13 protein-coding genes are annotated in these 14,116 nt (G+C 40.5%); all 13 read right to left on the reverse strand.

Going from position 1 to position 14,116, the window contains the following annotated elements; translation table 11 throughout:
* Window position 1: 1 nt before the first annotated feature.
* Entirely contained in the window at window positions 2–1,438 is a 1,437-nt protein-coding gene (locus tag CLOEV_RS12925; protein WP_156938429.1) for a lipopolysaccharide biosynthesis protein, read from the reverse strand.
* Between the two features lie 122 nt (window positions 1,439–1,560).
* Complete coding sequence (locus tag CLOEV_RS12930; protein WP_156938430.1) at window positions 1,561–2,856, reverse strand: glycosyltransferase family protein; 1,296 nt, start codon at window positions 2,854–2,856, stop codon at window positions 1,561–1,563.
* 99 nt (window positions 2,857–2,955) lie between these two features.
* Window positions 2,956–4,080 (reverse strand): EpsG family protein, encoded by a 1,125-nt coding sequence (locus CLOEV_RS12935; protein WP_034444215.1) that lies wholly within the window; start codon window positions 4,078–4,080, stop codon window positions 2,956–2,958.
* Between the two features lie 151 nt (window positions 4,081–4,231).
* Window positions 4,232–5,338 (reverse strand): glycosyltransferase family protein, encoded by a 1,107-nt coding sequence (locus tag CLOEV_RS12940; RefSeq protein ID WP_034444218.1) that lies wholly within the window; start codon window positions 5,336–5,338, stop codon window positions 4,232–4,234.
* Entirely contained in the window at window positions 5,335–5,511 is a 177-nt protein-coding gene (locus CLOEV_RS16950) for a hypothetical protein (RefSeq protein ID WP_156938431.1), read from the reverse strand. The genes CLOEV_RS12940 and CLOEV_RS16950 overlap by 4 nt, the downstream gene beginning before the upstream one ends.
* Complete coding sequence (gene wecB / locus CLOEV_RS12945) at window positions 5,508–6,635, reverse strand: non-hydrolyzing UDP-N-acetylglucosamine 2-epimerase (RefSeq protein ID WP_034444221.1); 1,128 nt, start codon at window positions 6,633–6,635, stop codon at window positions 5,508–5,510. The genes CLOEV_RS16950 and wecB overlap by 4 nt, the downstream gene beginning before the upstream one ends.
* A complete protein-coding gene (locus tag CLOEV_RS12950; protein ID WP_034444224.1) occupies window positions 6,635–7,498 on the reverse strand; it encodes an SDR family oxidoreductase in 864 nt (287 codons plus the stop codon). Before CLOEV_RS12950 ends, wecB begins: the two co-directional genes overlap by 1 nt.
* Window positions 7,495–8,535, reverse strand: coding sequence for a polysaccharide biosynthesis protein (locus tag CLOEV_RS12955; RefSeq protein WP_034444226.1), 1,041 nt, complete (start codon window positions 8,533–8,535; stop codon window positions 7,495–7,497). The genes CLOEV_RS12950 and CLOEV_RS12955 overlap by 4 nt, the downstream gene beginning before the upstream one ends.
* On the reverse strand, window positions 8,519–9,733 hold the full coding sequence (locus CLOEV_RS12960) for a glycosyltransferase family 4 protein (protein ID WP_034444228.1): 1,215 nt from the start codon (window positions 9,731–9,733) through the stop codon (window positions 8,519–8,521). The genes CLOEV_RS12955 and CLOEV_RS12960 overlap by 17 nt, the downstream gene beginning before the upstream one ends.
* On the reverse strand, window positions 9,730–10,404 hold the full coding sequence (locus tag CLOEV_RS12965; RefSeq protein WP_051485089.1) for a sugar transferase: 675 nt from the start codon (window positions 10,402–10,404) through the stop codon (window positions 9,730–9,732). Before CLOEV_RS12965 ends, CLOEV_RS12960 begins: the two co-directional genes overlap by 4 nt.
* A gap of 472 nt (window positions 10,405–10,876) precedes the next feature.
* Window positions 10,877–11,119 (reverse strand): Fic family protein, encoded by a 243-nt coding sequence (locus CLOEV_RS17605; RefSeq protein ID WP_425393609.1) that lies wholly within the window; start codon window positions 11,117–11,119, stop codon window positions 10,877–10,879.
* A gap of 23 nt (window positions 11,120–11,142) precedes the next feature.
* Window positions 11,143–12,255, reverse strand: coding sequence for an ATP-binding protein (locus CLOEV_RS12970; protein ID WP_051485090.1), 1,113 nt, complete (start codon window positions 12,253–12,255; stop codon window positions 11,143–11,145).
* The gene (locus CLOEV_RS12975) at window positions 12,252–14,114 is read right to left on the reverse strand and encodes a polysaccharide biosynthesis protein (RefSeq protein ID WP_051485091.1); all 1,863 of its coding nucleotides are present in this window, start codon (window positions 14,112–14,114) and stop codon (window positions 12,252–12,254) included. Before CLOEV_RS12975 ends, CLOEV_RS12970 begins: the two co-directional genes overlap by 4 nt.
* Window positions 14,115–14,116: the final 2 nt, after the last annotated feature.

The raw sequence follows: 14,116 nt of genomic DNA on the forward strand, positions 1-14,116 counted from the left end.
TTTACAGCTCTCTTGTGTGTGCTAATTTTTTAATAAAAGATAAAATACAAACCGCTTGCGATTTATATAATAAGCACGTAATAATAATAAAAATAAATATGATTATGTATTTTATAAAAATTATATTAAAAAATAAGACATTACAAACTGCACTTATAAATAATATACCTATGCCTAGACACAACTTAGGGAAATTATTTACACATATATAATATTTTTCCCCAATAAATGTAAACATAAAAAGTCTTACTAGTGCGGCTACAGAGGAAGATAGCGCAGCTCCCACAAGACTAAATTTAGGTATAAGCCATACACACAAACATATATTGATTAGGATAGTGAGGATCGTAATAAAAAAATGAAAATATGTCTTTTTGGATATTCCAATTCCTAATCCGGTTGTCTCAGATATTGTATATGCAATAGGAGGAATAATTAAAAAAGGGAAGAATATTTTACTGGCTCTATAGCTACTTCCAAGGAAGTAATAGATAAAATCTTGAGATAAAATAATAAATAAAGCTGTAATAAGCATAACGAACGTAATCAAATGATGCACCATCTGAATAAGTGTTTGTTCTGTTTTATAATTTTTCCACACAAAAGCTGTCCAATATATGTTAAATCCACCTTGCACCAAAGATATCAATCCGGCCATAGAAACAGCACTTGAGTAAAGACCAACCATTGCATATGAAAGATATTTATTTATTATAAGTTGAGAGATTGAATTATTTAGTATAGTCATTAGCATAGTTGGCGCAAGTGGCAATGAAAACATTGCCACTTGTATAAGAAAGTTAATATTTACTTTCTTTGAGAATGTTATGTCGTTCCATAACATAAGGAACATAACTATGGCGCATAAACATTGTCCAATAGCAATGAATGAAATTGCATTTATAGCTGTAGTTTTCGCAAAGAAAGAAAATAGGTAGATAAATTTTATATTTATTACAGAAAAAATGTAAGCAATGGAGTACATCCGTATGTTTTCTTTCATTCTATATGTTAATGCTGCATAGGAAAGAACGATGCTACTGGCAATGTAAATTACAAGGCAGATTATTAAACGTGGTGATATCGTTCCTATAATATTTATCGATATTCTATCATGAAAAAACAATATAAAAATACTTTCAAATATCACAATCAAACTAGATATGATCAAGGACCATCCTAGTAATATTCTGTACGTTACTCCATTAGGAGGCTCATGAAAAAATCTAACATAGGCCTGATCAAACCCCAAACTCCCTAAACACGTCAATACGCTGGAGTAAATAATAAATAAATTTATCTTGCCTAATTCTGACGGCTCAAAGATTCGTGTTGCGATAGGAATTGAAACAATACTAAAAAGGGCACCAATAAAGATTGGGCATGAAAATCCCAAAATATTTTTTAAGAATTTAATATTATCTATGGTTTTTTTCATTTCTGTTCATCATCTCGCCAATATCAATAATTATATATTAAAATTTAATTATCGTTAACTTTTAAATTTATTTAAAATATATAAAAAAACGGCTAAACACAAAATAAGAGATACTATATCTCTCAATGAAAGTTAGAATTATGCTTTTTTGCAATATATTGAAAATAATAATAAAATAAATACACATTAGCTTCTATGAATGTGATTAGATTACGTTCCCAACAATTTAATACAGGCTTATCGGTTAGATTTTTTAGATTTATCAATTTATTCATCATATTATCGACCGAAAAGTTCTCCGTAAGATATAAATGTGAATTTTTAACAAGTTCTACATAATCCGTATCATCCATATTGATAATTTGCTGCACTAAATCAGATATCTTATAAATGCCATCTTGTGTTACTATATCAAATGTTTGTAACCAATATATTCCATTTGCATATTCCGTTTCACTTCCTTCTTTAGCGACTATAGCTGGTACACTATTATTTATAGCATCAAATATCGTTGTGGCAGATCCTATATATATATCTGTATTTGCAAAATACCTATATAATTCATCATATTGCACTGGACCTATAATCTGAATGCGTGCTTTACAATCTTGAGGTAAATAATTAACTACTTCCAACAAACGAGGCTTATCATCACCATAACCTATAATAGTTAAGCTAACATTATAACCTAGTTTACATAAATTATAAAATTCACTAACCAATCCTATTAAATACCCTTTTTCTGGAAAACTAAATCGCGTTACAGACAAAAGTCTGTAATGTGCCCTTTTTTTTATTTTCTGAAAGAGCTTTTCTTCGTCAAAATCAACAATTTCCATAGGATGACAAATATAGCTTATTTGATCTACATCATAATCCAACTTGTAGTGGTCTAATAGTAATTTCATGACTTCTCCATTTCCCATAAAGATGAAACTGTTCCCATATAAAATTTTTTTTGCAATTTTTCTATACAAGCTGTGATACAAGCAATATAATATCTTTGACCTTGCGGAGAAAGCTAAATCTCTGTATCCAAATCGTGTTATAACATAATAGAAATTATCTACACGTCGGGCCTTGTTTTTTTCCTTTATATTTTCCCCAACCAAAAAAGAACGGTAATCCGAAGACAAAATTACCAAGTGTACATCCTTTTTGATATTGCATCGGAGATTGTTTAATTTATACATTGTATATTTATTGTTATACATTTTAAGAATGTCTGAAAAATACCAAGGTAAGCCGACAATTGACACATGATATTCTTGCTCTAACTGTGACGCTAATTCTTTATTCATGACAAACCCGCAGGGTCTTATTAAAATAAAACTATAGCCATTATAAAAACACCATCTTGCCATACGCAGTATAAGAGATTCCGCGCCACCTGACTCAAGCGCGTTGTAGACGTACATTATTGTGTTCTTATCTATCTCAATACTAATCAATATGATCACAACCAATTTATTTAAATTTTACAGCAGCAACTAATATCAACATTTACAAATTCAATTCTAATAAAATAAATAATCCAAGAAAAAATTATCCGTAAAGAGCGTAAAAAATATATCATATATATATGGATAAATTAGAATTATAAAATTTATAATAACAGAAATAATAATCATCGTGTATGCTATAATACGTTCTTTCCCCTTAGGGATATATCGAATTGTAGCAAAGAAACACACATACTCTAGCCCCTGAACTCCTCTAAAAATTCTATAGAATTCCGAATTAACTCTTACTAGAATTAAAAACAAAATCAATAATATATTACATAAATAAACGGCATCTATTAATCTTTTAGTATATAAAAATTTGTAATTATTATTCATTATAGGTCGATATTTATACAATAACTTTCTCACATAAGCAATGGTTATCAAAAAAGATAGATGGCATATTGAATATAATATATAACCATATCTTCCTTTAATATCAAAATATAGCAATTTACTCTCAGGCAAATTTATTATATTGTTAACCACATACAATAGTGTTTGTAGCACTCCCTCACAAATACTTCTAGATAAAACCAGTATACATGTAAAAATAACAACCAAAACAATCATAAACGTATAATTTTTTCTTTTTGCATTAAAATTTTCCTTATTTGACTGCGAAAGTGCATATATAAAAATTATATATACAAATATAGACCTATGAAACAATGCAAGTATAAGAATAGATAATACATAAAAAATATAATCTGTAACTTTATTTTTACGCAACTTTATACTTGATAAAAAAACCATGTAAAAGATGGCATTGGCTATCATATTCCTTATGTTAGCTATATCAAATGACAGCGGAGTGAAAAAATAAAAAAGTTCAAAAAACATCAAATACTTTCCTATTAACCGATAAGTAGTCGCTGCAATACATAAAATCGAAAAAAATATTATCAAAAAACGAAAACCTTCATACGTAAATCCTAGAGAATTACTTAATTTTTGCAGTAAAGAAAACCCTTTCTCCATGCTTTCTGCTGAATAGACTCCTTCATAAATATGCTTATAATTCGTATAATCGAATGTGTTATAACATCCTCCTGCTATAATTAATACTATCATCATTATAAATAATGGATTCCAGCTTATTTTATTGTTATTTATTTTATGGTTAACCTCTATCATTTATAGTTAACTCCTTTGTCCATCAAATACGGCGCTCAGCAAGACTTTATCCTGCTTTTTATGCTTATTCCCATACGTTAGCCAATCAGGGCAAATAAATTGGGACTATTATGATTGATCCATTTCTATAATAAATTTTAAACTCTTTTCTTCAATGCATATTAGTATCATTAACAAATCTTAATATCATTTGTTCATACAATGTGTTATCATGGAGGACTTTACTAAGAAAAGTTACTGCATTATTTTTTATAATATCATCAATGTTGTTATGGTAGTAATTGATCAGACGCTCTTTGATACCTGGCTCATCAAAATCAAAGACAAAGCCAACTTTGTATTTTTCAACAATCTCAGCCATATATGTGTTTTTACAAACCAATATTGGAATACCTAATTGCACTGCATGGTATAGCCTATTTGATAGGGCAAAGTCTAGGTACTTACTCCCATATCCATATAGATTATTGATAAAATCTGTGTTTATATAAAATTCAAAAGTTTTGTCTTGAGAGAATTCGTTTACTAGGTTTACATTGCAAATATGATTATCTTCACAATATGATTTTAAACCAGAAGCTCCACTACCTATATATTCCAGTACAAATCTCTCATCGTTTGCAAACAACTTGATAAGCTTCATGTCCATTTCATAGAAGCGCACTGTACCTATATATGAAATTACAAATTTCCCTCTTTCATGTCTCTCGCGTTGTAACGTGATGATTTTTTCTAGCATCTCTGGTTGGACTTGTGTAAAATTATGAGCAACCACATATTGGTGGGACATAGGTAAAAATTTTTGATATGCTGGAGAAGAAATAACGGCAGCATATGAATTTTTAATAACAATATTTTCAATAGCATAATATAAACGAAAACCCTCTAGTGTATAGTCCCGAATATCAACAATATATTGCTTACAGTAACGAAGAATGAGAATGTCAGCGCATGCAACAGCAGCATGAGTTTGCAATAAGACCACACCCGCGTAGGACTTTTCTTTTAGTTTTTTCCTTATAAATTGGATAACACCTATGTATTTAACATATTTGTGAATTCTTCCTGTTTTATGTGTGATCTTACAACTATATGGAATGTACTTTACATTGCTTTCCTCGTATTCAATATCGTTTCCATATCGATCCCAGTATATGACATCACAAAAGTCGTTACCTTTTGATAAAGCTCCGATGTATTTATTTGCATATGGAATATTGTTGATATTGATGAAACTTATAACGCAGTAGTTGCTCATGATATTCTACCTGATGTTGTTTTAACCGTTCCTGTATAGTGCAAGATAATTTTTACATCGCTAGTTAATTTATCCAAAGCCACAATTTGTTCTGAGTTAGCCATAGTGTGAACAATAGGAAAATATTCGAGGGAAGATAATTCCTTTTGCAACATACAATCTAATAGCTTCATTGTTTTCTCCAGACCATACTATTAATAATGCCGGTGTAGCTTTGAATTATCTTGACGACCTTAACGCTCACATTTTCATCAGCATAAGCTGGGACTGTCAGCCCATCATCGCCGTTTGCGTGCATAGATACGGCCAGATCGACCGCCTGAAGCACCTGTTCCGTGGTGATAGAACCAATGGTAAATATCCCCTTATCCATCGCCTCCGGGCGCTCTGTCGATGTGCGGATGGAGACGGCGGGGAATTTAAAATAGGAGCCCTCTTCGGGGACAGTTCCACTGTCGGATACCACACAGAAAGCATTCTGCTGGAGTTTGTTATAGTCGAAGAAGCCAAGCGGCTGATGCTGCAGCACGCGCTTGTCAAAGACAAAGCCGCGCTGTTCTATGTACTTCCGGGAGCGCGGGTGACACGAATAGAGAATCGGCATGTCGTATCTTTCCGCCATCGCGTTTACCGCATTCATAAGGGCGAAGAAGTTTTTCTCGATGTCTATGTTCTCTTCCCTGTGGGCTGAGAGCAAAATATATTTTTGAGATTTCAAGTCGAGTTTTTCCAGGATTTGGCTGCTGTTAATTTTATCAATATTTGCAGTTAATACCTCTGCCATAGTTGACCCGACAACAAAAGTATTTTCAGGTTTAACCCCCGTATCCAGAATATACCGGCGGGCGTTTTCAGAATAGCAGAGGTTGACATCGCTGGTAACATCAACAATACGACGAATGACTTCCTCCGGCAGATTCTCATCTTTGCAACGGTTCCCCGCTTCAAGATGAAAAACTGGAATTTTGAGGCGTTTTGCTGAAATAACACAGAGGCAAGAATTGGTATCCCCAAGTACAAGCACGGCATCTGGCTTTTCCGCATTGAATAATTCATAAGACTTGGTAATTACATTACCCATGGTTTGGCCTAGGTTTTTACCAACAACATCAAGATAATAATCAGGCTCGCGCAGGCCTAATTCGTCAAAGAACAGCTTATTCAGCGTGTAATCATAATTTTGTCCGGTATGTACCAGACTTAAGTTGAAGTATCTATCGCACTTCTTCACGATTTCAGATAATTTGATAATTTCAGGACGTGTTCCTATTACTACCATTAATTTTAATTTGCTCATCATTTTTCTCCTTGTATAAAGTAATGTGGATATAAGTTCTTGTGTTGCGTTATCCATTCTGCCATTTGCGTCATCATGTTTTCATATGAAGGAATCTTTAATTGATAATCTTCTATCGATTGCACTAAGGATTTATCCACGAATCTGTTTTCGGCTGGTATGATTTGCTTGTCGACACACATGGTTTTCGCAAAGAGCTTTAGCAAGTCATATTTGCTTATTGACGTTGCCGGAACACACTGGAATAGACCATGAGCACGCATTCTTACCAACGAATCTATTTCTTTAGAAAACTCCACTGTGGATAGTCCCGTCCAGATTGCCTTTGTAAAACCATTTATCTGACCAGTTTGCCCCATAAACCAATTCAGCAGCCCTGCCCCCGATGGATTCAACTCTGGGCCAACCAGCGACGTACGGATAGTAATGTCTTTGCTGTTGATAATTTCTCCTATAGCTTTTGTTCTGGCATAGAAACTATCTGCATCTGGCGTATCACTCAGTTGGTAACGCCCGCGTTTTCCAGAAAAAATACAATCCGTACTTCTGTGAACGACAATTGTCTGGGTTCCAACCGTGATTTTTTCAAGGTAATGCGGAATGAAGGCATTAATAAATACAGCCTCCGCTTTATCCTGTTCAGCGAATTCGTTAATGACAGCAGTACAGTTTATAACTGCGTCAAAAGAACCCTTTACGATACAAGCTTTTAACGCTCTGAGATCGTATAAACTTGCACCGATACTGTGGAATAATGGGGACGGTAAATCATCATACCCCAACACATCATTGCCATGTTCAATCAAAAATAACGCAACTACATGGCCCACCATATTATTACTGCCGAGAACTAAATACTTCATCTGATTCTTTTTCCTTTATAATCTAATTCGTCACGAATGTATTGCAGGGACATCAGCTTTGACTTAACCTGCTCGACGCGTAAACGTTTCGTATTATTGGAATTGAATTCATAGACAGTATTTTCTATTGGCGTACCTATATTGAAGTATTTCTCATAGTTCAAGTCGCGCTTATCGCAGGGGACGCGGAAGAAGTTGCCCATGTCTTCTGCATGGGCGCATTCTTCTTTGGTCAGGAGGGTCTCGTACATTTTCTCTCCATGGCGGATGCCGATGATCTTTGTCTCAGCGTCGGGGTTGAATAACTCTTTTATCGCCTGGGCCAGTACCTCTATGGTGCAGGCAGGGGCCTTCTGGACCATGATGTCGCCGTTTGCGGCATGTTCGAAGGCGAATATCACCAGATCCACCGCCTCTTCAAGGCTCATGATAAAGCGGGTCATGGCAGGTTCGGTGATGGTTATCGGCTGCCCCGCCTTTATCTGCTCCACAAAACGGGGAATGACGGAACCGCGCGAGGCCATGACGTTGCCGTATCTCGTGCAGCAGATAACGGTTTTATCCTCCGACACGGTGCGTGACTTTGCGACGACGACCTTTTCCATCATGGCTTTGGATGTGCCCATGGCGTTGATGGGATAGGCGGCCTTATCGGTGGAGAGGCAGATGATCTTTTTCACGCCGTATTCGATGGCGGCAGAGAGGACGTTGCCCGTGCCGATGACGTTGGTCTTCACCGCCTCAATGGGGAAGAACTCGCAGGAGGGCACCTGTTTCAGAGCGGCTGCATGGAAGATGTAATCTACGCCGTGCATGGCGTTCTTGACGCTGTTTATATCGCGCACGTCGCCGATGTAGAATTTTATCTTCTCGTTATTGTGATATTCGGTGCGCATGTCGTCCTGTTTCTTCTCGTCGCGGGAGAAGATGCGGATTTCTTTTATGTCCGTAGAAAGGAAACGGTCGAGGACCGCGTGACCGAAAGAACCCGTGCCGCCCGTGATTAATAAAATTTCATTATTAAAATACAGGGACATTTCTCTTACTCCTCAATTCGTTTAATTCGTTGTAAAGAGTGGACATAAATACTCTTTTGCTAAAATGATCCGCAAAATACTTGCGGCCATTAGCTCCACAATTTTTGTATCTATCCTTATGGGTGATAAACTCACGCATAGCGTTGCTCATTCCTTGTACATCTCCCGACGGCACACAGATTCCACAGCCGGATTTTTGAATAACTTCCTTTGCGGGGCCGTCAATCATTCCTATAATTGGTTTTCCTGCCGCCATATAGCCCTGTACTTTTGAGGGGAGTGTCAGGCCTGTCAAATTATCCGATTTGAGTGAAACAATGCAGGCATCCGCTAATTTATAAAAGTTCGGCATTTCTTCAACCGGACGGCGACCATAAAAACGGACTTTTTCATCCAGCCCCATATTTGAAACTTTTAGCTTTAACCCGGCAAGGCTTGAGCCGTCGCCCACAATGTGAAGGATAAAGCGCTGCAAATCCCCTAATGTCGCTACCGCCTCTATGACTTCCTCTAAATTCTGGGCAATTCCAACGTTGCCAAGAAAAATGAAATCTACGGTACTGTCATCAGGAGTGAAATTTGCTTCCAGATAATCATCGCTTGCGAACGCAGGAAGATACGATAACTTGTCGGAAGAAATCATGTGCACACGTTCCATGTATGAAACAAAGCTGCTCGATTGTGTCAGGATTCGACTACAATCCATGTATATAGAAGTGCTGATTTTTTTGATTATCTGAAAGAAAAAGCTCCTTTCTTTCTTGACAATCAACTTCATGGATTCCGGCCAAAGGTCACAACAATAAAGCAGCAACGGAGTTTTATTCTTACGAGCATATTTAATGCCTGGAATAGCCATTAGCACGGGAGAAAGCTGATATACGAACACCACGTCAAAATCATCGGGCAATCTTTTTGCCATGAATGTTGCCGATATACAATAACTGAGGTAATTGACAGCAAGCCCTAGCGTCCCTTTGCGGCGGCCAATTTCAAAACAACGAATAACATGAACGCCGTTGATGATTTCATCACGCTTTTGCCCATACTTATACTCGTCAGGAATAATCCCTGACGGATAATTTGGGAGCCCTGTGATAACTGTTACATCATTTCCGTCATGTGCCAGTTGCTCACAAATGTCGTTGATCTGAAAATTTTCCGGATAATAGTATTGACAGAAGACAAGGATTTTCATTCTCTTGGCATTCCTTGTGTTTTATTAAAATTAGCATCGCAGGTAAAATCAGATTTTCCTTGTTCTCTTTGCTTTGCCATAATAACACCCGTGCCGCCTTCTACGACGCCCTCTTTTTTCAGTACGCAGGCGATGGTACCGATGAAGCATTTGCAGTCGAAGAGGAAGCTCATTTTCTTTACGTATTCGCCGTCGTATCTGGCCTTTACCTCTATCGGCAGTTCGTCGCGGCCGTTTATCTGCGCCCAGCCGGTTAGGCCGGGGCGGATGTCGTTGGCTCCGTATTTGTCGCGTTCGGCGATGAGGTCGTACTGGTTCCAGAGCGCGGGGCGCGGGCCGATGACGGACATTTGCCCTACTAGTATATTTATTATCTGTGGTAATTCGTCTAAACTCGTTTTGCGCAGAAACTTTCCTGTCTTTGTGATATAGGCATCAGGATTGGACAGCAGATGAGTCGGCATATCCTTTGGCGTGTCTATTCTCATCGTCCTGAATTTATAGATGTCGAAGTATGACTTGTGTATACCGAAACGTTTCTGCTTGAAAAGGACGGGGCCGGACGAATCCAGTTTTATTGCCGCTATGACGGCAATAAAGACAGGGGAGAGGAACAGCAACCCTAACAGTGAAAGGACAATATCCAGCGCGCGTTTGATCGGCATATACATTTTCCACATCTCCTTTCTACATAACATATTTTTGCTGCTAAGCTGCATTAAATTTTTATATTCCTAGATATGCTTATAATCTTTATAAACCAGTTGACACTGGCACAACCTACAAAACTTCTAAAGGCCTTTTCTATCACGCATATTCTAAACGATGTTTTTACTTTTTCATAGCTATATTTTGCCAATGACGCGTTATTTTTCTCATTATCATCTATTATATTTCTCATTGATTCTCTGCCAATGGAGGTCAACACTCCTTCAGCCGAGAAACGATTCGGCACACCATGCGTGCTAAGGAAATTCCTATTGTCCGCTTCGCGGACAGCACGCAAGGCGCGTCTCGCCGCAAGACCGGCGGACGAGCCAGTCTTTATCAGGAGGAAGGCTTAGAGGCATAAACACGCTATTTATCGTTTTTCTGAATATTAGCTGACACGTGTGCAGCCTGGCCTGATTTTTATATTGTCTGTTACAAAGTTTCATCCTTATCCTCAGCTAACGTCAGGGATTCGCCGCTTAACAGATTCCGTCCTTTGTCGGTGAGCCTGTATTTCTGCAGGCGGCTGCGCGGCGTTTCTGGTATTGTAAATGCAAGGATTCCATCTCTGTTCATCTCTCGAACAAGCCGTTTCAAGTGACCGGAGGGCTGTTTTTGTCCGAATTTTGCCGCTATCTCGGAAACTGATACCGGCCCTTGCTTGCAAAGGCGCATTATGTAAAACTTTGGGGGGCCATCTATTTGCAGCTGATTAAGTCCTGACTCGGCCCCGACTCGGCCCTGACTCGGCCTCGACTCGGCCCCGCTTTATCCGCAATCAGCCATTCACGGTTTCTTTGATCGGCATCGTCAAAAGAATCGTTTTGTCTTTTATCGATATAATTAACATTAGGCATCATAACGGTAAAATAAGATGACTCAGAGTAGAACAATGGTTTTCTTCCCATCCGTTCATAGGCTCTGAGTATGCGCGTTATCCCGCTTCCCCGGCGTTCCATAAGATGCATGCGGTGGAATAGGTCGGAGATGATTATATTTCTGCGCAATGAGGGGACATGGTTGAGATCCAGTTCCTGAATTAGATGCCCTTCCGGCATTCCTCCGGGAGAAGTGATTTCCAATCTGTCGTCATACATATCAATATGAATTTCAGAGCCTATTATCTGATAGTCACGGTGCATAAGGGCATTGATCAGCGCTTCGCGCACGGCTGCCTGAGGATAGTCAGGACGTTCCTCGCGCGTCATTCCCATGATGCTCCATTTGTTCTTTGAATTATTCTTTACAAAGGTCTCCGCATTCTCCAGCAGATAAAGAAGATTTCCATAATATTCTTTGTCATCAAGGGCATCGTCACCAATAGTTCCCTTTGTCGATCCGTTCCAGCGAGTACAAAAAACAGACGAATGTCTATATGGGGCCTGATCCGAGAAGAGGACGCCGGCGTTGGTCAAAAAACCGCTTCTATAATCAAGCAAGCCAAAAGAGACCAAATCGCGTTCAGGCTCAAAATCAGTCGCAGTCTTGATTTTGTATGACGCGGCCAGTGCCAGAAAATTGAGCTCATTCGACTTATAAGCGCTTGGATAACTGTCATAAGTTCTGTTTTGTCCCTTTAGGGTCAAAGACATGAGCATGTGTCTCGGGCAGGGAATGGATTGATTGCCCTGACGTACATAAGCGATATTATTTCCATCGCTTGTGTAAAAATATGGGGTATCCGTTCCACTCCCGCCGCACGTGTTGGCAAAGGCAGATACTGACTTTAGCCAACTTCTGACTTTTTTCTCCTCAAGAGCCTCTTTAAATTCTATGGCGGAATCTTCGGCTTTTGAATAATCCGGGATCATTGTTGTTTTCCTTCGCAGCCTAAGCTCAATATCTTAGCTTTGATTTTCGCTGTGTCTTCACCGTATTTTCCGCATATCATATCGCGCACCGTCTCAAGAATGGTGTCCTTTTCCGGAGTCAGCTTGGCCCTGAATATCTTTTTGTGCGCGGTCACGTCCACATGGTTGGGGTCGTAGAAGAGTTCTTCATAGAGCTTTTCACCGGGGCGGATGCCGGTGTATTTTATCTGGATGTCTTTATGCGGTTCGTAGCCGTGGAGGCGGATCAATGTCTCAGCCATTTCGGATATTTTCACCGGCGCTCCCATGTCGAGGACGAAGAGCTCGCCTCCCTCTCCCATGGCTCCTGCCTGGAGGACGAGGCTGACGGCTTCCGGTATCAGCATGAAGTAACGCTTCATATCGGGATGGGTGACGGTTACCGGGCCGCCGGCGGCTATCTGGCGCTCGAATTTCGGCACCACGCTGCCGCGGCTGCCCAACACGTTGCCGAAGCGCACGGCCATGTACTTGGTAGACGGATATTCATGCTGGGCTGATAGCAGCAGACGCTCGGCGGCGCGCTTCGTCGCCCCCATCACGCTGGTGGGATGTACCGCCTTGTCGGTGGAGATCATCACAAAGCGCTCTACGCTGTTTTTACCGGCCAGCGTCGCAATATTCCACGTCCCGAAGGCGTTGACGCGCAATGCTTCACGCGGGTTGTCTTCCATCAGCGGCACGTGTTTGTGGGCCCCGGCGTGGAAGATCGTCTGCGGCCGGTGTTTTTCAAAGACCATTTTCATGGTCGTCTCATCAGCGACATCGGCTATCACCGGTATGACGGGTATCGTTATACCCTCGTCGCGCAGAGACTCAAGGAGCAAGTATATCGATTGTTCCCCGTGGCCGAGGGCCACCAACGCTCTGGGGCCGCGCGCCAGCACCTGGCGGCATATTTCGGAGCCGATGGAACCGCCGGCCCCCGTTACCATAACTATTTTATCTTTGATGATGGCGGCGATGTTTTCGTTGTCCAGCTTGATCGGGTCGCGGCGCAGAAGGTCCTCAAGGTTCACGGAGCGCAGTCTGCTGACGCTGACCTGCCCGTCGGCGAGTGTCAGCAGGCTCGGCAGCACGCGGACGGTGACATTCTCTTTACTGAGTATATCCACATATTCCTGCATCTGCGCTCCGGTAGCCGACGGGATCGCTATCAGCACGGTATCTATCGCACAGCGCTTGATTATCGTGGAAAGGTCTTTTTTGGTTCCCAGGACTTTTAACGAGGCGACGGACATATCTTTTAAAGTGGGGTCGTCGTCGATGAACCCAATGGGATCCATGGTGGTGGAGTTTCTGCGAAGATCTCGCGCCATCAGCGTACCGGCCTCCCCCGCTCCGACAATGAGCACGCGCTGCACCGCAACATCATGAGGACAGCGGTTTACCGCGGCGAGCCGCCACATGGCGCGCACGCCTGTCATGAACATGACCGCGAGCAATATAAATATCAGGAAAGAGGAACGCGGCACGGTGACTATGCGCGTAAAGTAGTTGAGCATGACGAAAGCGACGACGCCGATCCAGTACCAGCGTGCGAAACGTGCGTATTCCTCGACGCTGGCGCGCGTCCAGACCACGGTATAAGTCTTGCCGACGAACAGAGCCGAAATTATGACCAGAGAAAAGGCCAGCACCGTCATCAGGAAGTCGTGGAAATACTTCATGCCCAGAAGGTAGGAAAGCCTCATGGAGTATCCGACAAAAACGGCTCCGACAAGGCAGACGATATCCACCAGCAGCACGCGGCGGTTGCGCAAGCCGAACCAGAGGATCATTTGCAGCATCTTTCTGTATAGGGGGTCGCCCTTCAGCATGA

The sequence above is a fragment of the Cloacibacillus evryensis DSM 19522 genome, assembly GCF_000585335.1.
GTDB lineage: Bacteria > Synergistota > Synergistia > Synergistales > Synergistaceae > Cloacibacillus > Cloacibacillus evryensis.